General features: G+C 49.9%; 22 protein-coding genes. 20 read left to right on the top strand and 2 right to left on the bottom strand.

Going from position 1 to position 19,943, the window contains the following annotated elements:
• Positions 1-50: 50 nt before the first annotated feature.
• Positions 51-725 carry a pyrimidine 5'-nucleotidase gene (locus Q0X97_RS10050; RefSeq protein ID WP_302067313.1) on the bottom strand — a complete coding sequence of 225 codons (675 nt, stop codon included), beginning with the start codon at positions 723-725 and terminating at the stop codon, positions 51-53.
• Between the two features lie 90 nt (positions 726-815).
• Between Q0X97_RS10050 and Q0X97_RS10045 the strand changes: the two genes are divergently transcribed.
• The gene (locus Q0X97_RS10045; RefSeq protein WP_302067312.1) at positions 816-1,820 is read left to right on the top strand and encodes a thiamine ABC transporter substrate binding subunit; all 1,005 of its coding nucleotides are present in this window, start codon (positions 816-818) and stop codon (positions 1,818-1,820) included.
• A gap of 182 nt (positions 1,821-2,002) precedes the next feature.
• Here the strand turns inward: Q0X97_RS10045 and bioH are convergent, their stop codons facing one another.
• Positions 2,003-2,746, bottom strand: coding sequence for a pimeloyl-ACP methyl ester esterase BioH (bioH, locus tag Q0X97_RS10040; RefSeq protein WP_302067311.1), 744 nt, complete (start codon positions 2,744-2,746; stop codon positions 2,003-2,005).
• Here bioH and Q0X97_RS10035 point away from each other — a divergent pair.
• The 19 genes from Q0X97_RS10035 to nuoK all read left to right on the top strand — a co-directional run bounded on the left by Q0X97_RS10035 (position 2,745) and on the right by nuoK (position 19,925).
• Positions 2,745-3,458 (top strand): ComF family protein, encoded by a 714-nt coding sequence (locus Q0X97_RS10035; RefSeq protein ID WP_302067310.1) that lies wholly within the window; start codon positions 2,745-2,747, stop codon positions 3,456-3,458. The two genes, bioH and Q0X97_RS10035, sit on opposite strands and share 2 nt — an antisense overlap.
• A 210-nt stretch (positions 3,459-3,668) precedes the next feature.
• Positions 3,669-4,133 carry a tRNA (uridine(34)/cytosine(34)/5-carboxymethylaminomethyluridine(34)-2'-O)-methyltransferase TrmL gene (trmL, locus tag Q0X97_RS10030; RefSeq protein WP_302067309.1) on the top strand — a complete coding sequence of 155 codons (465 nt, stop codon included), beginning with the start codon at positions 3,669-3,671 and terminating at the stop codon, positions 4,131-4,133.
• A 124-nt stretch (positions 4,134-4,257) separates the two neighbouring features.
• Entirely contained in the window at positions 4,258-4,920 is a 663-nt protein-coding gene (locus tag Q0X97_RS10025) for a septal ring lytic transglycosylase RlpA family protein (protein ID WP_302067332.1), read from the top strand.
• A gap of 220 nt (positions 4,921-5,140) precedes the next feature.
• A complete protein-coding gene (gene ruvA / locus Q0X97_RS10020; RefSeq protein ID WP_115134092.1) occupies positions 5,141-5,725 on the top strand; it encodes a Holliday junction branch migration protein RuvA in 585 nt (194 codons plus the stop codon).
• Between the two features lie 83 nt (positions 5,726-5,808).
• Complete coding sequence (locus Q0X97_RS10015) at positions 5,809-7,653, top strand: ABC transporter ATP-binding protein (RefSeq protein WP_302067308.1); 1,845 nt, start codon at positions 5,809-5,811, stop codon at positions 7,651-7,653.
• Between the two features lie 485 nt (positions 7,654-8,138).
• Positions 8,139-8,495, top strand: coding sequence for an NADH-quinone oxidoreductase subunit A (locus Q0X97_RS10010; protein ID WP_302067307.1), 357 nt, complete (start codon positions 8,139-8,141; stop codon positions 8,493-8,495).
• Complete coding sequence (locus Q0X97_RS10005; protein WP_085390618.1) at positions 8,486-8,965, top strand: NADH-quinone oxidoreductase subunit B family protein; 480 nt, start codon at positions 8,486-8,488, stop codon at positions 8,963-8,965. Before Q0X97_RS10010 ends, Q0X97_RS10005 begins: the two co-directional genes overlap by 10 nt.
• 9 nt (positions 8,966-8,974) lie before the next feature.
• Positions 8,975-9,565 (top strand): NADH-quinone oxidoreductase subunit C, encoded by a 591-nt coding sequence (locus tag Q0X97_RS10000; protein ID WP_302067304.1) that lies wholly within the window; start codon positions 8,975-8,977, stop codon positions 9,563-9,565.
• Positions 9,558-10,814, top strand: a complete 1,257-nt coding sequence (nuoD, locus tag Q0X97_RS09995; RefSeq protein WP_302067303.1) for an NADH dehydrogenase (quinone) subunit D — start codon at positions 9,558-9,560, stop codon at positions 10,812-10,814. Before Q0X97_RS10000 ends, nuoD begins: the two co-directional genes overlap by 8 nt.
• Positions 10,814-11,287: an NADH-quinone oxidoreductase subunit NuoE gene (nuoE, locus tag Q0X97_RS09990; RefSeq protein ID WP_302067302.1), complete on the top strand. Its 474-nt coding sequence runs from the start codon at positions 10,814-10,816 to the stop codon at positions 11,285-11,287. The genes nuoD and nuoE overlap by 1 nt, the downstream gene beginning before the upstream one ends.
• 72 nt (positions 11,288-11,359) lie before the next feature.
• Complete coding sequence (locus tag Q0X97_RS09985) at positions 11,360-11,572, top strand: hypothetical protein (protein ID WP_302067301.1); 213 nt, start codon at positions 11,360-11,362, stop codon at positions 11,570-11,572.
• Positions 11,573-11,845: 273 nt separating this feature from the next.
• Positions 11,846-13,141 carry an NADH-quinone oxidoreductase subunit NuoF gene (nuoF, locus tag Q0X97_RS09980; protein WP_302067300.1) on the top strand — a complete coding sequence of 432 codons (1,296 nt, stop codon included), beginning with the start codon at positions 11,846-11,848 and terminating at the stop codon, positions 13,139-13,141.
• Positions 13,142-13,160: 19 nt separating this feature from the next.
• Positions 13,161-13,712, top strand: coding sequence for an NAD(P)H-dependent oxidoreductase (locus Q0X97_RS09975; RefSeq protein WP_302067299.1), 552 nt, complete (start codon positions 13,161-13,163; stop codon positions 13,710-13,712).
• A gap of 327 nt (positions 13,713-14,039) precedes the next feature.
• Complete coding sequence (gene nuoG / locus Q0X97_RS09970; protein WP_302067298.1) at positions 14,040-16,298, top strand: NADH-quinone oxidoreductase subunit NuoG; 2,259 nt, start codon at positions 14,040-14,042, stop codon at positions 16,296-16,298.
• 2 nt (positions 16,299-16,300) lie between these two features.
• Positions 16,301-17,350, top strand: a complete 1,050-nt coding sequence (gene nuoH / locus Q0X97_RS09965; RefSeq protein ID WP_302067330.1) for an NADH-quinone oxidoreductase subunit NuoH — start codon at positions 16,301-16,303, stop codon at positions 17,348-17,350.
• Positions 17,351-17,516: 166 nt separating this feature from the next.
• Positions 17,517-18,314, top strand: a complete 798-nt coding sequence (locus Q0X97_RS09960) for a cation transporter (RefSeq protein ID WP_085356624.1) — start codon at positions 17,517-17,519, stop codon at positions 18,312-18,314.
• Positions 18,315-18,474: 160 nt separating this feature from the next.
• Positions 18,475-18,954, top strand: coding sequence for an NADH-quinone oxidoreductase subunit NuoI (nuoI, locus tag Q0X97_RS09955; protein WP_085365827.1), 480 nt, complete (start codon positions 18,475-18,477; stop codon positions 18,952-18,954).
• Positions 18,955-18,966: 12 nt separating this feature from the next.
• Positions 18,967-19,623, top strand: a complete 657-nt coding sequence (locus Q0X97_RS09950) for an NADH-quinone oxidoreductase subunit J (RefSeq protein ID WP_302067725.1) — start codon at positions 18,967-18,969, stop codon at positions 19,621-19,623.
• Complete coding sequence (gene nuoK / locus Q0X97_RS09945; RefSeq protein WP_302067724.1) at positions 19,620-19,925, top strand: NADH-quinone oxidoreductase subunit NuoK; 306 nt, start codon at positions 19,620-19,622, stop codon at positions 19,923-19,925. The genes Q0X97_RS09950 and nuoK overlap by 4 nt, the downstream gene beginning before the upstream one ends.
• Positions 19,926-19,943: the final 18 nt, after the last annotated feature.

Raw genomic sequence — 19,943 nt, 5'->3', positions numbered from 1 at the left:
TCCTTTGAAAGATTTGATGTGGAATCCGACCGTCATTTTAATCAATTTGTTTACTGATTGATAGCATACGAATCCGACTCGTCCGTTTCTTTGCCCCATCGTGCCAGAGCCGCCATGTCGGGTGCGGCAAAATCGACGAACGGCAGCGGATGCGCCTGCCTGCCGAACCACACCGTGCGCATGTTCAGGGCTTTGGCGGCATGAAGGTTGTCGGCACTGTCGTCGATCATAATGCAGTTTTCGGGGCGGGCATCCAGCCGGCGGCAAACGGAGAGGTACGACCGTTCGTCGGGTTTGTAGCAAAGGCCGAAATCGTCGGTGCCGAAGAGGGCATCGAAATACGGCGTGATATTCAGCGCATCGGCCAGCGCCTGTACGTAAAACGAGGGGCCGTTGGAGAATATTGCTTTTCGACCTTTCAGACGGCCTAAAGTTTCTATCGTGTTTTCCATCGGCACCAGTACGGCCAGAATTTCAGGCAAAGGGTGGCTTTGTCGTAAAAATTCTTCCACGCAGATTTCGGGGTGGTGTTTTTGCAACCCCGCCAGCGTTGCGCCGTAGCGGTGCCAGTAATCCTGCCGCAGCGCCGATGCCGCTTCGGTGCTCAAATCCAGTTTGCGGGCAAGATAATCCGTCATGTGGCGGTTGATTAAATAAAAGATGCCGTTGTCGGCATGATGGAGGGTGTTGTCGAGGTCGAACAACCAAATCGTTTGACAATCCATAACATTTAAAATATTTTATATTGAAGAAGTTAGCCGTATATAACAAAAAATATTAACACACTTGATTATCTTATTAAGATGGAAATGACAATGAATAAGAAATTTGTTTTTAGTTTGGGAGCGTTGCTGTTCAGCTTGAATGCGTGGGCACAAACCGAAGTACGTTTGGTGGTGCACAATTCGTTCAGTTTGCCTAAAAATGCGTTTGTTAAATTCGAGCGTGAAAACAAGGCCAAAGTAACCGTTATCAAGGCGGGGAGCGGCAATGAAATGCTCAACAAACTGATTCTCAGCCGTGCCAAGCCGATTGCTGATGCGGTATATGGTTTGGATAATGTAAACATCGGCAAGGCCGCCCAAAGCGGCATTTTGGCGGTGCAGCAGCCGCGCTCGGCCGCTACGGACGTTACGCTGCCCGGTGCGGCGGCAGTGGATTATGCTTATGTGGTGTTGAACTACGATAAAAAATGGTTCGACCAGAAAAACCTGCCGCTGCCGAAGTCGTTGGACGACTTAGCCAAACCCGCATATAAAAACCTGCTGGTTGCCCCGAACCCCGGCACTTCCGCGCCCGGCTTGGCTTTTCTGATGGCCAATATTGCCGGCATGGGGGAAGAGCAGGCATTCAAGTGGTGGGCCGACATGCGTAAAAACGGCGTGAAAATCTCGAAAAGCTGGAGCGACGGCTATTATACCGATTTCACGCAAAACGGCGGTTCGCGCCCGCTGATCGTCAGCTATGCCACCAGCCCGGCCGCCGAAGTGCATTTCGGTAAGGGTAAGTATCAAACACCGCCCACCGGCAACCTGTTTTTGAAAGGCGCGGTTTTCCGTCAGGTAGAAGGCGCGGCGGTATTGCGCGGTGCCAAACAGCCTGCGTTGGCGGCCAAGTTGGTGAGCTATCTGCAAAGCGGCGAAGTGCAGAAAGCATTGCCGTCTGAAATGTGGGTTTATCCGGCGGTAAAAGGCACGCCGCTGCCCAAAGTGTTCGATTTTGCCCAACTGCCCGACCGCCACTACACGCCGGATACGGCTCAGATCACCCAAAAGCAGAAAATATGGGTCAGCCGTTGGATACGGGTGGTGCTGAAGTAAACGGCATTTCCATATTCAAATGGTTAAACAGGCCGTCTGAAATCTTTCAGACGGCCTGTTTATATGTTGCCGCGCATCGAACGGTTGAAGGATTCTGCAAATTTCCGAGCGGCATTCGTATCAGCGGATTTGGGAAAGGTTTTAATCGGGCAAATAAAGTTTCAGGCCGTCTGAAAAAGCGGCTAGTGCCGTTCAAAAAATTCAGCCAACAAGGCCGCAAATTCATCTGCCTGCGTTAAAAACGGCGCATGGGCGGCTTTGGGAATGATGTACAGCTCGCTTTCGGGCAAGTGGCGGTGCAGGTATTCGCCCATGCGCGGGGGCGTGATGGAATCTTTGCCGCCGAATATCAGCAGCGTGGGGGTGGCGATATCCGGCAAAAACACGCGGGCATCGGCATTGGCCACGGCATCCAACGCGGCCTGCATTGCCGCCGGTGCGCCGTGTTTGACGATGTCGGGCAGCACTTTTTCCAAGATGGGTTGCTGTTCTTTGGCATATAAAAATTGCAACTGGAGAAACTGTTTCATATATTTATGATAATCTTGCTGAAACAGCGCTATCATTTTCGCCAGTGCCGGATTGGTTAAGCCTTCCGGATAGTCGGGTGCGGCTTGGAAGCGGGCGAAGCTGGCGGTCAGGCAGAGGGAGCGGACTTTTTCAGGGTAATTGGCCGCAAGATAAAGCGAAATCAGCCCGCCGAGCGACCAGCCGAGCAGATAGGCCGGCTCATCGATTTGGCGGGCGATCATATCGGCGGTCGCGGCGACATCGAATTCGCCGTTAAACGGCGCATCGCCGTGGCCGGGCAGATTGACGGTGCGGATTTCCCATCCGGCAGGCAGGCGCGGGGTTAAGTCGTCGAAAATATGGCGGTTCGCCGCCCAGCCGTGGATCAGATAAACTTTTTTGGCAGGATGCTGCATGAACATACTCTCGTGGTGGCGTAAATTATCAGGCGTGAAATGCTGTGTATTATGCCATGCTTCCGCCGTTTCAGACGGCCTGTGTGCAGGTTGCGCGGCGGATTTGGCCGCATTGCGCACCGATGCGGCCAATATCTGCCCTTGCTGCACCAATGTCAGCACGGGTGGCACGATATGCGGGCAATGCCAGCGGAAGCCGCCGCCGTTTGAAAAGTTGTGGATATCGGTTTATTACGAGCCGCCCGTCAGCACTATGATTCATGCGTTTAAGCATCGGGCCGATTTGAGTATGCTGAACCCCTTGTCGGCACTGATGCTCGATCATGCGCCGCCGTGGCTGGCCGGTGCGGAAATCGATTCCGTGCTGGCCGTGCCGTTAAGCAAAGACAGGCGTTTGTTTCGCGGTTTCAATCAGAGCGACGAATTGGCTGAAATTGTAGGCAGGGTTTACGGTTGGGAAATTTTGCCGCATCATACGATATTCAGACGGCATCATCGGCCGCAAAGCACGCTGAAACGGAACGAACGCCGTAAAAATGTACGGAACGTGTTTACAGTGAAAAATCACGGTGTTAAGAATCGTAAGATACTATTGATTGACGACGTTACTACAACAGGCGCAACGATTGAAGAATTGGCGCGAACGCTAAAAAGCGCGGGGGCTGCCGCAGTTTTTTGCTGGGCACTGGCACATCCGCGAATGAAAAAATAACCAAAGATTTTTGACTATGCCTACCGTTTGAGGCATAGTGCGTGCTCTTAAATATTTGATTTATAGAACCTATCTGTCATTTTGTCGTCGGTTGCGCTTTTTGTGCGGCATACGGAACGGCTTTCAAAGGGAACAGTATTTCCGAATCTTTAAGAGCAGGCGCAACAGACATTTACAAAAGAAGACAAAATAAATAATAAAAGGTTCCCAATGTTTACGGTTGTTTTATACCAGCCTGAAATACCGCCCAATACGGGCAACATTATCCGCTTGTGCGCCAATACCGGCGCGGATCTGCATCTGGTCAAGCCGCTCGGTTTTCCGCTGGACTCAAGCAAGATGAAACGGGCAGGGCTGGATTACCATGAGTTTGCCAAGCTGACCGTTCATGAAAATTTCGACGATTGTTTGAAAACTCTGGCAGGGCGGCGCATTTTCGCGCTAACCACCAAAGGCAGCACCCGCCCCGACCAAGCGGAGTTTGAAGCGGGGGACGTGTTTTTGTTCGGCCCCGAAACCCGCGGCCTGCCGGCTGAAATTCTCAACAGCCTGCCTGCGGAACAAAAATTGCGCTTGCCGATGATGCCCGGCAGCAGAAGCATGAATTTATCGAATACCGTTGCCGTGATGTTGTTTGAAGCGTGGCGGCAGCACGACTATCAGGGCGGTTTGTAACAGGCCGTCTGAAAATGCTTCGGATTCCCGAAGCACAGCGTTATCAACTCGAGAATTGGAATTTGTTTTGACCCAAGCCAAAAATACTTTCTTTACCGGCGTATTTGCCGCTCTTTCATTAGGACTGGTTTTCAGCGGCAACGCCAATGCCGATGCCGTTGTAAAAGCCGAAAAACTGAATCGTGCCGCCAATATGAGCTACAAAGTGGCCGGCAAACGCTACACCCCGTTAAAAAAAGTATCTTCGTTCAGCCAAACCGGTAAAGCGTCATGGTATGGCGGCCAATTCCACGGCCGTAAAACCTCCAGCGGCGAGCGTTACAATATGAACGCCATGACTGCCGCACATAAAACCTTGCCGATTCCCAGTTATGCCCGCATCACCAATTTATCCAACGGCAAAAGCGTGGTAGTGCGCATCAACGACCGCGGTCCGTTCCACGCCAGCCGTGTGGTGGACGTGTCCAAAGCCGCCGCCCAAAAATTGGGCTTCATCCACAAAGGCACGGCAAAGGTGCGTGTGGAGCAAATCCTGCCGGGCGGCCAAAAAGCCGAAAACTTTGCACAGGCAGATGCCCGCAATATCTATGTGAATCTGAAAAGTTTCGATACCAAAGCCGAAGCCCGCGATTATGTGAAACGCGCCGGCAGCCGTTTGAAATCGGCCGCTATGGAGCAAAAAGTGGTGATGGAAAAACAGGCCGGCGAATATGTTGTCAAAATGGGCCCGTTCAACCGTCAGGAACATGCCGACGATGCCAAAAGCCAAATGCTGACGGCTATTTAAAATTGTTTTTCAGACGGCCTGCGCGATGCAGGCCGTTTTGTTTGCGCGGTGTATAATGCGGGGCCGTCTGAAAACCTTTTCAGACGGCCTCCATGATTTTTATATGGCAAATAAACTTATTTTCGATGCAAGGCAGCAACGCCGTAGTTAAGTTTATTTGCGGTAACTGTGGAAAGTTCAGTTCCACAGCCATATCCCACAATACCGAACGGAAGCAACCATGATCAGCAGACTCACCGGCAAACTCATCGAAAAAACACCACCGCAAATCGTGATTGATGTCGGCGGGGTGGGTTACGAAGTCGATGTATCGATGCAGACTTTTTATCTGCTGCCGCCGCTTAACGAAACCGTGCAGCTTTATACCCAGCTTGTGGTGCGCGAAGATGCGCATCTGCTGTTCGGATTTGCCTCGGCCGCCGAACGCGCCACGTTCCGCCAGTTGGTGAAGGTGAGCGGTATCGGAGCCAAAACCGCATTGGGTATTTTGTCGGCCATGACTTCGGACGAATTGGCGCAGGCCGTGGCGCAGGAAGATGTGAAACGGCTTTCTTCCGCGCCCGGCATCGGCAAAAAAACCGCCGAACGTATGGTGCTGGAGCTGCGCGGCAAGCTGGTATCGGAGCAAACCGCCGCCGGTCTGTTCGCTCCCGCCGCCGCGCCGGACGAAACCGACGATATGGTCAGCACGCTGCTGGCTTTGGGCTACAACGAACGCGAGGCCAAAGCCGCAGTGAAAGGTATTCCAGCGGGAACCGATGTGGGTGAAGGCGTGCGTTTGGCTTTGAAGAATTTGTTGAAATAGTTTTCAGACGGCCTCTTTAGGGTGTGCAACCCTCCGAGGCCGTCTGAAAATGTTGCAAGCCGTTATGATTAAGCAGTGAAAGCATGATGAAGAAAATATTTGATTGGTTCGAATCCCGTATCGACCCCTATCCCGATACGTTGCCGAAAACGCCTGAAAAAGGCTTGTGGCGTTTTTTGTGGAGCAGCATGGAAGGCATGCGCGGTTGGATTGCGGTGTTGGCGTTGATGACGGTCGGCATCGGCATTATGGAAGCCTTGCTGTTTCAGTTTATGGGCAAAGTGGTCGATTGGCTGGGCCAATATACGCCGCAAACCTTGTGGGCGGAAAAGGGCTGGGCTTTGTCGGGCATGGCGGCGTTGATGGCGTTTGCCGTGCTGTGGCATTTCATTGCATCAAACGTGCGCCTGCAAACGCTGCAAGGCGTGTTTCCGATGCGGTTGCGTTGGAATTTCCACCGCCTGATGCTGGGGCAGAGCCTCGGTTTTTATCAGGACGAATTTGCCGGGCGGGTTTCCGCAAAAGTGATGCAAACGGCACTGGCGGTGCGTGATACGGTGATGACGCTGGCCGATATGGTGGTGTATGTGCTGGTGTATTTCATCAGCTCGGGCGTGATTCTGGCGGCGTTTGACGGTTGGCTGCTGCTGCCGTTCGTATGCTGGATTATCGCATTCGGTGCCGTGATGCGCGTGCTGATTCCCAAGCTGGCGCAAACGGCGAAGCGGCAGGCGGATGCGCGTTCGCTGATGACCGGCCGCATCACCGATGCTTATTCCAACATTACGACGGTCAAGCTGTTTTCGCACGGTGCGCGCGAGGCGGGCTATGCCAAGCAATCCATGCAGGAATTTATGGTAACGGTGCATGCGCAAATGCGTTTGGCCACCACTTTATATACTTGTAATTTTATTGTGAATACGTCGCTCACCTTGTCCACCGCCGCATTGGGCATTTGGCTGTGGCATCACGGGCAGGTCGGTGTCGGCGCGATTGCCACCGCCACGGCTATGGCTTTGCGCGTGAACGGTTTGTCGCAATACATCATGTGGGAATCCGCCCGCCTGTTTGAAAACATCGGCACGGTGAGCGACGGCATGGGTACGCTTTCCAAGCCGCACACGATTGTTGACAAGCCCAATGCCCTGCCGCTGAAAGTGGCGCACGGCGACATCCGTTTCGAACATGTCGATTTTTCTTATGAAGCAGGCAAACCGTTGCTCAACGGCTTTAACCTGTATATCAAACCCGGCGAAAAAGTCGGCTTGATCGGGCGTTCCGGTGCCGGCAAGTCCACCATCGTGAATTTGCTGCTCAGATTTTATGAAGCGCAAAGCGGCAGCATTACCATTGATGGCCAAAACGTTACCGACATCACTCAAGAAAGCCTGCGCGCCCAAATCGGCTTGGTCACCCAAGATACCAGCCTGCTGCACCGCTCCGTGCGCGACAACATCATCTACGGCCGCCCCGATGCCACCGAAGAAGAAATGATGCAGGCCGCCCGCCGTGCCGAAGCCGCCGATTTCATTCCCAACCTTTCTGATGCCAAAGGCCGCAAAGGATACGATGCCCATGTGGGCGAGCGCGGGGTGAAACTTTCAGGCGGCCAGCGCCAGCGTATCGCCATCGCCCGCGTGATGCTGAAAGATGCGCCGATTCTGCTGCTCGATGAAGCCACCAGCGCGCTGGATTCCGAAGTGGAAGCGGCGATTCAGGAAAGCCTAGATAAAATGATGGAAAACAAAACCGTGATCGCCATCGCCCACCGTTTATCCACCATTGCCGCCATGGACAGGCTGATTGTGCTCGACAAAGGCCGTATCGTCGAAGAGGGTAGCCATGCCGAACTGCTGGAGAAAAACGGTTTGTATGCCAAACTGTGGGCGCACCAAAGCGGCGGATTCTTGGCAGGGCACATAGAATAATCGGCAGTAATAAGAAGTAGTGAAAAGAAGGCCGTCTGAATAAAAGTTTCAGGCGGCCTTTTGGTTTTATATTGCGCCAATTAAGATGTTAATAATTCAACATTTTGATTTTTATATATTTCTTTAATTTTAGAGATGGTTGTTAACAATGGCAGAAAGCGGCTTTTACTACATAATGCTACATTGCAATTAAATTCCGTTAAAACAAAGATTTGAGGCATGAATTCAAGCATTAAGAAAAGTTAATTATATTTTAATCACAGTAAAGGCTATTAAGGTCGAAATAACGATTTGTAAACTTTAAAATGATGCAGTTTTGTTAGTGATTAAATCGAATTAATGATAATCGTTATCATTAAGAGTTTGAAATTATTAGGTTTTTCAAGGATTTTTTTAATGCTCCAACTTTTAAACATTCCTGAAATTCGCTACAATGAAAAAGCGTTTTACCAGCATTTTCATGTTAACACTTTCAGGTACAAACCATGTTGGCTAATTATTTTCCCGTATTTGTCTTTATCCTCATCGGCCTGATTGCCGGTGTAGTGTTTCTCGCTCTGGGCAATCTGCTCGGTCCGAAACGGCACTATGCGGAAAAAGATGCGCCGTTTGAATGCGGCTTCGAAGCTTTTGAAAATGCGCGTATGAAATTCGACGTGCGTTACTATCTGGTTGCAATATTATTTATTCTTTTTGATTTGGAAATCGCTTTCATGTTTCCGTGGGCAGTCGTGTTCAAAGAATTGGGAGCATTCGGTTTCTGGTCGATGTTTGTGTTTATCGTGATTCTCACGATAGGTTTTGTTTATGAATGGAAAAAAGGCGCTTTAGAATGGGAATAGAAGGCGTTTTGAAAAAAGGTTTCATTACCACCAGTGCAGATACTGTGCTCAACTATATGCGTACCGGCTCACTGTGGCCGGTAACATTTGGTTTGGCTTGCTGCGCGGTTGAAATGATGCAGGCCGGCGCGTCGCGTTACGACCTCGACCGATTCGGGATTATTTTCCGACCCTCTCCGCGGCAGTCCGATTTGATGATTGTGGCCGGTACCTTGTGCAACAAAATGGCCCCCGCCCTGCGCCGCGTATACGACCAGATGGCCGAGCCCCGCTGGGTGTTGTCGATGGGGTCTTGTGCCAACGGCGGTGGTTATTATCATTATTCCTATTCGGTGGTGCGCGGTTGCGACCGCATTGTGCCGGTAGACGTTTATGTGCCCGGTTGTCCGCCGACAGCCGAAGCATTGATTTACGGTTTGATTCAGCTTCAACAAAAAATCAAACGCACATCAACGATTGCACGGGATTAGGAGGGTGTTATGGCAAATGTAAAAACCTTGCACGAAACCGCTACCCGTATTCTGGGCGACAAAGCCTCCAAAGTTATTCTGACTTTGAATGAAGTAACGGTCGAATGTGCTGCAAAAGATTATTCAGAAATAATGAACATTCTGCGCGACCATGAAGAACTGCATTTCGAGCAATTAGTTGATTTGTGCGGAGTGGATTACAGCACATATAAAAACGAAGTTTGGGAAGGCAAACGTTTTGCCGTAGTCAGCCAGCTTCTGTCTATCAAAAACAACCAGCGTATCCGCGTGCGGGCGTGGGCGGATGACGATGATTTTCCTATTGTCGATTCCGTGGTCGAAATCTATAACAGTGCCGATTGGTATGAGCGCGAAGCATTTGATTTGTTCGGCATCATGTTCAACAACCACCCCGATTTGCGCCGTATCCTGACGGATTACGGTTTTGTCGGCCATCCTTTCCGAAAAGATTTCCCGATTTCCGGCTATGTAGAAATGCGTTACGACGAAGCCGAAAAACGCGTGATTTACCAACCCGTAACCATCGAGCCGCGCGAAATTACCCCGCGCATCGTCCGCGAGGAGAACTACGGTGGCTAATAAATTAAGAAACTACACCATCAACTTCGGCCCGCAGCACCCTGCCGCGCACGGCGTACTGCGTATGATTCTGGAGCTGGAAGGCGAAACCATCGTTCGCGCCGACCCGCATATCGGCCTGCTTCACCGCGGTACTGAGAAACTGGCCGAAACCCGCACTTATCTGCAAACCCTGCCTTATATGGACCGCTTGGACTACGTTTCCATGATGGTCAACGAACAAGCCTATTGTTTGGCGGTAGAAAAACTGACCGGTGTCGAAGTGCCGATCCGTGCCCAATACATCCGCGTGATGTTTGCCGAAGTTACCCGTATTTTGAACCACCTGATGGGTATCGGTTCGCACGCGCTCGATATCGGCGCGATGACCGTATTCCTGTATGCCTTCCGCGAACGTGAAGAGCTGATGGACTTATACGAAGCCGTATCCGGTGCGCGTATGCACGCGGCCTACTTCCGCCCCGGAGGCGTGTACCGCGATTTGCCCGATTTTATGCCTAAGTATGAATCCAGCAAATTCCGCAATGCCAAAGTGTTGAAAAAGCTGAACGAATCGCGCGAAGGCACGATGCTCGACTTTATCGAAGCCTTTACCGAACGCTTCCCCTCTTGCGTAGATGAATACGAAAGCCTGCTTACCGACAACCGTATTTGGAAGCAGCGTACCGTCGGCATCGGCGTGGTTTCTCCCGAGCGCGCGCTGCAAAAAGGCTTTACCGGCGTGATGCTTCGCGGTTCAGGCGTGGAGTGGGACATCCGCAAAAAAGCACCGTACGATGCCTATGCCAATGTTGATTTCGACATTCCCGTCGGCGTAAACGGCGACTGCTACGACCGTTACCTCTGCCGTATCAACGAAATGCGCGAATCCAACCGCATCATTAAGCAATGCGTGCAATGGCTCAAAGCCAACCCAGGCCCCGTGATTGTCGAAAACCACAAAGTCGCGCCGCCCAAACGCACCGAAATGAAAATGGGCATGGAAGACTTGATCCACCATTTCAAACTGTTTACCGAAGGCATGCACGTGCCCGAAGGTGAAACCTATACTGCCGTCGAGCACCCCAAAGGCGAGTTCGGCATTTACATGATTTCAGACGGCGCCAACAAACCCTACCGCCTGAAAATCCGCGCACCCGGCTTTGCCCATCTGCAAGGCATGGACGAAATGGCACGCGGCCACATGTTGGCCGACGTGGTGGCCATCATCGGTACGCAAGACATCGTATTCGGGGAGGTAGACCGATAATGTTATCCGCAGAATCTTTAAAACAAATCGACGTCGAGCTGGCGAAATATCCGGCCGACCAACGCCGTTCCGCCATCATGGGTGCATTGCGTATCGCCCAAGTAGAAAAACGCTGGTTGACGCCTGAAATCATTGAATTTGTTGCCAACTATGTCGGCATCGCACCGGCTGCCGCCTACGAAGTGGCCACTTTCTACAATATGTACGACCTGCATCCGGTAGGCAAATACAAGCTGACCGTCTGCACCAACCTGCCTTGCGCCCTGCGCGGCGGAGTGAATGCCGCCGAATACCTGAAACAGAAACTCGGCATCGGTTTCGGCGAAACCACTTCAGACGGCCTCTACACCTTAGTGGAAGGCGAGTGCATGGGCGCGTGCGGCGATGCCCCCGTGATGTTGGTGAACAACCACAAAATGTGCAGCTTTATGACTGAAGAAGCCATTGAGAAAAAATTGGCGGAGTTGCAGTAAGGGCTACCTAGAAATTTGGCTTGTAATTTTATTGTGCTTTATGGCATCTAAATTAAACTTAGGGAAGAAATTGTGGAAGAAGACATACGATCAGCCTTAAAAGATTTAGGGCTTAGTGGAATCGATGAAATTATTTCCGGATTAAGAAAGCGGAGTTTGTTGGAAGATGCTTGGAAAAGACGTGAAGATTTAAAGAAATTTCTTGAGAAATATGGAAGTTTTAGATATGGCCCTAAATTATCTATGGGGTCGCGCAAGAAATATTTTGACTTCAGCGAGTCGTAGGTCGGATTCTTGAATCCGACTGTTGTCGAGCCAAAGTAAATGTCGGATTCAAGAATCCGACCTACAAAACGTTAAAGGCATTTGAATCCGATACGGCGAAGCATTTTAAACATTTTAAAAAATTCCTTTTCAGACGGCCTCAACAAGGCTACCTGAAAGGCCGTCTGAAAACCCTTCAGACAGGCATGTAAAAAATATCAGCGCATAACCGCATCAGGCGGTTGGGCGGCAAAACAAAAGATTGAAGAAGATTAACCGATTAGGGCTAAGCAAATGGCTATTTTCCAATCAGGCGTGATTTTTGAAAACGTCGATACCCGCAATCCCGACTGTTGGCACTTGGAAGCATACCAAGCGCGCGGCGGCTACCAAGCGCTGCGTAAAATCCTGACTGAAAACATGTCGCAAGACGACGTGATTTCCGAAGTGAAAACTTCGGGTTTGCGTGGTCGTGGCGGTGCAGGCTTCCCCACCGGTTTGAAGTGGAGCTTTATGCCGCGTTCTTTTCCCGGTGCGAAATATGTTGTCTGCAACACCGACGAAGGCGAACCCGGCACATTCAAAGACCGCGACATCATCAACTTCAACCCGCATTCTTTGATTGAGGGCATGATTATTGCCGGTTACGCGATGGGTGCCGAAGCGGGTTATAACTATATCCACGGCGAGATTTTCGAAGGCTATCAACGCTTTGAAGCTGCCTTGCAAGAAGCGCGTGATGCAGGTTTCTTAGGCAAAAACATCATGGGTACGGACTTTTCATTCGAGCTGTTTGCCCATCATGGTTACGGCGCATATATCTGCGGTGAAGAAACCGCTTTGCTGGAGTCGCTGGAAGGTAAAAAAGGCCAGCCGCGCTTCAAACCGCCGTTCCCGGCTTCGTTCGGTTTATATGGCAAACCTACCACCATCAACAACACCGAAACCTTTGCTTCCGTGCCGTTTATTATCCGCGACAGCGGTCAGGCGTTTGCCGATAAAGGCATTGAAAACGCGGGCGGTACCAAGCTGTTTTCCATTTCCGGCCACGTTGAGCGCCCCGGCAACTACGAAGTGCCGTTAGGCACGCCGTTTGCCAAACTGTTGGAAATGGCCGGCGGCATGAAAGACGGCAAGAAACTTAAAGCCGTGATTCCGGGCGGTTCGTCTGCCCCCGTACTCCCTGCCGACATCATGATGGGCTTGAATATGGACTACGATTCCATCGCTAAAGCAGGTTCTATGTTGGGTTCGGGTGCGATTATCGTGATGGACGAAGACGTGTGCATGGTAAAAGCGCTGGAGCGCTTGAGCTATTTCTACTATGAAGAATCCTGCGGCCAATGTACGCCGTGCCGCGAAGGTACCGGCTGGCTGTACCGAGTGGTTCACCGCATTGCCGAAGGTAAAGGCCGCCCCGAAGATTTGGATTTGCTGGATTCCGTTGGCAACAACATGGCCGGCCGCACCATTTGCGCCTTGGCCGATGCCGCTGTGTTCCCCGTGCGCAGCTTTACCAAGCATTTCCGTCATGAGTTTGAACACTATATTGAGCACGGCGGACCGATGAAGGCGCATAAGTGGTGTTAAACAGTTGAAGGAGGTTGCTGTGAGTAAAACCTTGATTATTGTTACCCATCCCGATATTACCCAATCTATAGTAAATAAACGTTGGGTAGAAGAACTGAAAAAATACCCCGAACGCTTTACCGTTCATGAACTCTACCGTACTTATCCCGACGGCAAAATTGATGTGGGTGCTGAACAGAAACGGGTGGAAGCGCACGAAAACCTCGTATTGCAATTCCCTGTTTACTGGTTTAACTGCCCGCCGTTGCTGAAGCAGTGGGTAGATGAAGTGCTGACTTATGGTTGGGCATACGGTTCGATGGGTAAGGCATTGGCAGGCAAGAAAACGGCTATCGCTGTTTCGCTTGGCACACCTGCTGCCGACTATCAGGCAGGTGGCGCGGTGGGTTACACCGTGGCTGAAGCCCTACGTCCGTTTGAACTGACGATGAATTACTGTAGTGCGGACTACCGGCCGATGTTTGCTTTCCATACCATAGACAGCAATGCAGGCTATACCGAAGAAGCCTTGCAGGTAATAGAGAAAAGTGCGGCGGATTATCTGGCGTGGTTGGGTAGATTAGAACGTTAAATGTAGGGTTTGTACTACCGATAGGCACATGTTGCCTACATTTTGAAGTCTGTGTGCATGGCTTCGCCACATACCCTTGTATATGTTGAAACCAAGTTTGTTATAGCAACCACAAAGGCTGCCTGCTTACAAAGATGTACGCTTCCTCAAAAGAGGGAGCAGGCGATAGAAATTTCCGGCGTTTCAGACGGCCTCAAACGATTTGCAACAAACCGCCTGAATAACACAGGCTGTTTAAAAGCAAAGTATAAAATGTCGGTATGAAAAATTTTTTCTTTCAGACGGCTTAAGTAAAATTCTTAAAAATCCGTAACTAGGAAACACACCATGTTACAAATTGAAATCGACGGTAAACAGATTGCAGTCAAGCAGGGCGCGACCGTGATGGAAGCGGCGCACGAGCTGGGCACGTATATCCCGCATTTCTGCTACCACAAAAAATTGTCTATTGCTGCCAACTGCCGCATGTGCTTGGTGGAGGTGGAGAAAGCGCCCAAACCGCTGCCTGCCTGCGCTACGCCGGTAACGGACGGTATGGTGGTACACACACATTCTCCAAAGGCCAAGCAAGCGCAAGAAGGGGTGATGGAGTTTCTGCTCATCAACCACCCGTTGGATTGCCCGATTTGCGACCAGGGCGGTGAGTGCCAGCTTCAAGATTTGGCCGTGGGTTACGGCAAATCTTCCAGCCGTTATCAGGAAGAAAAACGTTCCGTTGTCGGCAAAGATATGGGGCCGTTGGTGTCTGCGGAAGAAATGAGCCGCTGTATCCACTGCACCCGCTGCGTGCGCTTTACCGAAGAAATCGCCGGTATGCAGGAAATCGCTATGGCCAACCGCGGCGAGTTTTCCGAAATCATGCCGTTTATCGGCAAAGCGGTGGAAACCGAGCTGTCCGGTAACGTGATTGATTTGTGTCCGGTAGGTGCGTTAACCAGCAAACCGTTCCGCTACGATGCCCGTTCTTGGGAATTGAGCCGCCGTAAAACCATCTCTGCGCATGATGCGTTGGGCAGCAACTTAATCGTGCAAACCAAAGAGCATACCGTGCGCCGCGTGTTGCCGTTGGAAAACGAAGCCGTTAACGAATGCTGGATTTCCGACCGCGACCGTTTCGCCTACGAAGGCCTGTATCACGAAAGCCGTCTGAAAACACCGAAAATCAAGCATGGCGGCGAATGGCATGAAGTGGATTGGCCGACTGCGCTGGAATATGTGCGCAAAACTTTAGACTGCATTGCCAAAGAAGACGGCAAAGAGCAAATCGGTATTTGGGCGAACCCGATGAATACCGTAGAAGAGCTGTACTTAGCGAAAAAACTGGCCAACGGTTTGGGCATCAAACATTTCGATACCCGCCTGCAACAGCAAGACAACCGTTTAACAGGCCGTCTGAAAGGTGCGCAATGGTTGGGTCAAAGCATTGAAGATTTAGGCAACAGCGATGCAGTGCTGGTCGTAGGTGCCAACCTGCGTAAAGAACAGCCGCTGTTAACCGCCCGTTTGCGCCGTGCCGCCAAATCTTATATGGCCTTGAGCATTATTGCCGGCAGCAAAGAAGAATTGCACATGCCGTTGCTGGCGCAAGAAGCGGTACACCCGAATGAATGGGCAGGCCGTCTGAAAAACTTGGCGCAGGATTTGGAACAAGGCGTAGCCGCCAGCCTGAAAAATGCTGAAAAAGCCGCGATTGTGTTGGGCGCCGAAGTACAAAACCACCCTGATTATGCCGCGGTTTATGCTGCCGCTCAGGAATTGGCTGCGGCTACCGGCGCGGTTTTGGGCATTCTGCCGCAAGCTGCCAACAGCGTGGGCGCGGATATCTTGGGCGTGAACAGCGGCAACAGCATTCAGGAAATGTTGGCGCAACCGAAAAAAGCCGTGTTGCTGCTGAATGTAGAGCCTGAAATCGATGTGGCAAACGGCGGTAAAGCTGTGGCCGTCTTAAAACAAGCTCAGAGCGTGATGGCATTTACGCCGTTTGAAAGCGAAACCTTGCGCGAAGTGTGCGATGTGATGCTGCCGATTGCGCCGTTCACCGAAACTTCAGGCAGCTTTATCAGCATGGAAGGCCGCGTGCAATCGTTCCACGGCGTGGTAAAAGGCTTTGCCGATTCACGCCCCTTATGGAAAGTGCTGCGTGTGTTGGGCAATGTGTTCGAGCTGGAAGGCTTTGAGTTCGACAGCAGCGAGCAAGTGCTGAAAGAAGCCGTCAATAAAGAAGGCCTGTCTGAAAAACTGAATAACGCTGCCGATATTCAAGTGCAGGCGAATCAAGCTGCGGGTCAATTGGTGCGTGTAGGCGGCGTCGGTATTTACCATACCGATCCGATTGTGCGCCGTTCGGCTCCGCTGCAGGCAACCAGCCATGCACAAGTGCCTGCTGCCCGTCTGCATCCCAATACGTTGGCAGCTTTGGGCTTGCAAGATGGTGCAAGCGCGCAAGCAGGGCAGGGTGCCGAGCGCATCCGGGTCACTGTGGTTGCGGACGCAGGCCTGTCTGAAAATGTGGTGTATCTGCCGCTGCATACTGAAAATGCCGCGTTGGGTGCGTTGATGAACACGATTGAATTGGCGGGAGCTTAATGATGCAAGAGTGGTTCCAATCCTTATTGGGGAATGATATCGGCTTGGTTGTGTCGATTCTGGTCAAAATCGTCTTGATTTTGGCCCCGCTGATTCTGACCGTGGCTTATCTGACTTATTTCGAGCGCAAAGTGATCGGCTATATGCAGCTGCGTGTCGGCCCCAACGTTACCGGCCCGTTCGGTTTGATTCAGCCGTTTGCCGACGTGTTAAAGCTGTTGTTTAAAGAAGTAACCCGTCCGAAACTGTCGAATAAGGCCTTGTTTTATATCGGTCCGATGATGTCGCTGATGCCGGCTTTTGCGGCTTGGGCTGTGATTCCGTTTTCTGACGAATGGTTGCTGACCAATGTTGATGCGGGCTTGCTGTATATTTTGATGATTACTTCTTTGTCTGTGTACGGTGTGATCATTGCAGGTTGGGCATCCAACTCCAAATATTCGTTTTTGGGGGCGATGCGTTCGTCTGCACAAACTATTTCCTATGAAATCGCCATGGGTGCGGCTTTGGTATGTGTGGTTATGGTTTCAGGAAGTATGAACTTCAACGAAATTGTTGCCAGCCAAGCCAAAGGTATTGCAGGCGGTTCGATTTTCTCTTGGAACTGGTTTGCATTGTTCCCTGTGTTTATCGTGTATCTGATTTCCGCCGTAGCCGAAACCAACCGTGCACCGTTCGACGTTGCCGAAGGCGAGTCGGAAATCGTGGCAGGTTTCCATGTGGAGTATTCGGGCTTTGCATTTGCCCTGTTCTTCCTTGCCGAATATATTTTCATGATTCTGATCGGTGCGCTTACCGCCATCATGTTCTTAGGCGGTTGGCTGTCTCCGTTCCCGCAAAGCTGGGGCATGATCGGTACGCCGAGCGCATTTTGGATGTTCTTGAAAATGGCCTTTATCCTTTACGGCTATTTGTGGATTCGTGCCACTTTCCCGCGTTACCGTTACGACCAAATCATGCGTTTGGGCTGGAAAGTGCTGATTCCGGTAACCTTTGTGTGCATCGTATTGCTCGGCTTGTGGATGATTTCGCCCCTAAGCCTATGGTCGTAGTTGATGAGATTACATTGAAATTTGAAAGCTTACCGTTAATCGTATGTAATAAGTATCTTGAGACAAGAGAGTGTGTTTTTTTCTATTGAAAAAGATTGCAAAATAACAAAGCTGAAGGTGCTTTTGTGTATTGATAGATTAGTCATTTATCATGTGGAGAGGAAGTATGGTTTTACAAAAAACTGTTTTTCGTATCGCACAAATGGATTGTTCTTGTGAAGAGCAGTTAATTCGCATGAAATTAGATGATGTGGTTGAAGTTAAAAAACTTCAGTTTAATTTATCAAATAAAACTTTAACGGTGTACCATGAAGATGGTGGTAAATCTGTTTTAGAACATCTACAAACATTGGGTTGGGACATTCAATGTATTGAGCACACGCGGGTTGATTCAGTAGAGATTCCTGTTGAGCAACAACAGAAAAAGTTGTTGTATGTGGTGTTAGTCATTAATTTTGTGTTCTTTCTGATTGAAAGTATTGCAGGGTGGTGGTCACACTCAGTAGGTTTGATAGCAGATAGTTTGGACATGTTGGCAGACAGCTTAGTTTATTTTATGGCTTTATTGGCTGTGGGTAAAAGTACGATTTATAAGAAAAATATTGCGTATTGGGCTGGGTGGTTTCAGATAACTTTAGCTGTAATGGGTCTTATAGAAGTGTTAAAACGATTTTGGGATTTTGAGATGTTACCTGATTTTAAAATGATGATGTGGGTGTCATGTTTGGCTTTAATGGCTAACGTAGTGTGTTTGTATTTATTGCGCCAAAATGGTAGTCAAGAAGAACATATGCAGGCTAGTATGATTTTTACTTCTAATGATGTATTGGTAAATTTGGGAGTGATTGTGGCAGGTGCTTTGGTATTATGGTGGCAATCACCCTATCCAGATTTGATTGTTGGTGTCATTGTATTTGCATGGGTAATTTTAGGTGCAATTAGAATATTGAAATTGGCACGATGAATAGAACGAAGCATTTGACGGCAGTCGGTTGAATTTTTATGCAGAAAAATTTTTGAAGAAATATTATGGAAGTGATTTGTTTAATAAACAGTTTTTTATTAACCAAGATAAATTTTTAATTAAAAGAAAGCTATCCGCAACAATAGGGTAGGGTGTAATTATGGCAAATTTAGTCAAAACCTTCCTGCTAGGCGAATTGGTAAAAGGCATGGGTGTTACGCTCAAAAACTTTTTCGCCCGCAAAGAAACCATTATGTTCCCCGAAGAAAAAACGCCGCAATCCGTGCGTTTCCGCGGCTTGCACGCACAACGCCGTTATCCGAACGGCGAAGAGCGCTGCATTGCCTGCAAACTGTGCGAAGCGGTTTGCCCGGCGATGGCCATTAATATTGAATCCGAACAACGTGAAGACGGCACCCGCCGCACTACACGTTATGATATTGATTTGACCAAGTGTATTTTCTGCGGCTTCTGTGAAGAGGCCTGCCCGGTAGATGCGATTGTGGAAACACACATCTTGGAATATCACGGTGAAAAACGTGGCGATCTGTATTACACCAAACCGATGCTGCTGGCGATTGGCGATAAATACGAAAATGAAATCGCCAAGCGTAAAGCAGCAGATGCACCGTATCGTTAAAGGAGCAGAAAGATGACTTTTACTACCATTCTGTTCTATGTGTTGGCGGCGATCGTGCTTTTCGGCGCGCTGAAAACCGTAACGGTAAAAAACCCCGTGCATGCCGCACTCTATCTGGTGCTGACTTTCAGCACGAGCGCCATGATTTGGATGCTGATGCAAGCAGAGTTTTTGGGCATTACTTTGGTGCTGGTGTATGTCGGTGCGGTAATGGTGTTGTTCTTGTTCGTGGTTATGATGTTGAACATCGATATTGAGGAAATGCGTGCCGGCTTCTGGCGGCATGCTCCCGTTGCCGGTTTGGTCGGCATATTGATGGCCGTTGCGCTGATTTTGATTCTGGTGAACCCGAAAACCAATTTGGCCTCTTTCGGCGCAATGAAGGATATTCCTGCCGATTACAATAATATTCGTGATTTGGGCAGCCAGATTTATACGACGTATCTGCTGCCGTTTGAGTTGGCCGGTGTTTTGTTGGTGCTGGGTATGATTGCCGCCATTGCTTTGGTACATCGTAAAACTTACAACCCGCGTTATATCAATCCTGCCGATCAAGTAAAAGTAAGCGCCAAAGAAGGCCGTTTCCGCATGGTGAAAATGGAAGCTGTAGTGCCGTCTGAAGAAAAAGAAGTTTCAGACGGCCAAGAAGAAGAGGAGGGCAAAGCATGATTACCTTAACGCATTACTTGGTTTTGGCTGCGCTTCTCTTCGGTATCAGTGCTATGGGCATTTTTATGAACCGTAAAAATGTGCTGATTCTGTTGATGTCGATTGAGCTGATGTTATTGTCGGTTAATTTTAATTTCATCGCATTTTCACAGCATTTGGGTGATACCGCCGGCCAGATTTTCGTATTTTTCGTATTGACGGTAGCTGCTGCCGAATCTGCTATCGGTTTGGCTATTATGGTGTTGGTGTTCCGTAACCGTAACACAATCAATGTGGCCGATTTGAACAGTCTGAAAGGTTAATCGGGAGAATAAGCAATA

It is taken from the genome of Neisseria sp. MVDL19-042950, assembly GCF_030504625.1.
Taxonomy (GTDB): Bacteria; Pseudomonadota; Gammaproteobacteria; order Burkholderiales; family Neisseriaceae; genus Neisseria.
This window is presented reverse-complemented; position numbering and strand designations above follow the sequence as displayed.

Bases quoted from the DNA above. Each gene is read 5' to 3' on its own strand.
- nuoK (WP_302067724.1), top strand. From the start codon at position 19,620: ATGATTACCTTAACGCATTACTTGGTTTTGGCTGCGCTTCTCTTCGGT.
- Q0X97_RS10045 (WP_302067312.1), top strand. From the start codon at position 816: ATGAATAAGAAATTTGTTTTTAGTTTGGGAGCGTTGCTGTTCAGCTTG.
- nuoH (WP_302067330.1), top strand. From the start codon at position 16,301: ATGCAAGAGTGGTTCCAATCCTTATTGGGGAATGATATCGGCTTGGTT.
- trmL (WP_302067309.1), top strand. From the start codon at position 3,669: ATGTTTACGGTTGTTTTATACCAGCCTGAAATACCGCCCAATACGGGC.
- Q0X97_RS10015 (WP_302067308.1), top strand. From the start codon at position 5,809: ATGATGAAGAAAATATTTGATTGGTTCGAATCCCGTATCGACCCCTAT.
- Q0X97_RS10000 (WP_302067304.1), top strand. From the start codon at position 8,975: ATGGCAAATGTAAAAACCTTGCACGAAACCGCTACCCGTATTCTGGGC.
- Q0X97_RS10035 (WP_302067310.1), top strand. From the start codon at position 2,745: ATGAACATACTCTCGTGGTGGCGTAAATTATCAGGCGTGAAATGCTGT.
- nuoG (WP_302067298.1), top strand. From the start codon at position 14,040: ATGTTACAAATTGAAATCGACGGTAAACAGATTGCAGTCAAGCAGGGC.
- Q0X97_RS10050 (WP_302067313.1), bottom strand. From the start codon at position 725: ATGGATTGTCAAACGATTTGGTTGTTCGACCTCGACAACACCCTCCAT.
- Q0X97_RS09950 (WP_302067725.1), top strand. From the start codon at position 18,967: ATGACTTTTACTACCATTCTGTTCTATGTGTTGGCGGCGATCGTGCTT.
- bioH (WP_302067311.1), bottom strand. From the start codon at position 2,746: ATGCAGCATCCTGCCAAAAAAGTTTATCTGATCCACGGCTGGGCGGCG.
- nuoF (WP_302067300.1), top strand. From the start codon at position 11,846: ATGGCTATTTTCCAATCAGGCGTGATTTTTGAAAACGTCGATACCCGC.
- Q0X97_RS10010 (WP_302067307.1), top strand. From the start codon at position 8,139: ATGTTGGCTAATTATTTTCCCGTATTTGTCTTTATCCTCATCGGCCTG.
- ruvA (WP_115134092.1), top strand. From the start codon at position 5,141: ATGATCAGCAGACTCACCGGCAAACTCATCGAAAAAACACCACCGCAA.
- nuoE (WP_302067302.1), top strand. From the start codon at position 10,814: ATGTTATCCGCAGAATCTTTAAAACAAATCGACGTCGAGCTGGCGAAA.
- Q0X97_RS09960 (WP_085356624.1), top strand. From the start codon at position 17,517: ATGGTTTTACAAAAAACTGTTTTTCGTATCGCACAAATGGATTGTTCT.
- nuoI (WP_085365827.1), top strand. From the start codon at position 18,475: ATGGCAAATTTAGTCAAAACCTTCCTGCTAGGCGAATTGGTAAAAGGC.
- Q0X97_RS10005 (WP_085390618.1), top strand. From the start codon at position 8,486: ATGGGAATAGAAGGCGTTTTGAAAAAAGGTTTCATTACCACCAGTGCA.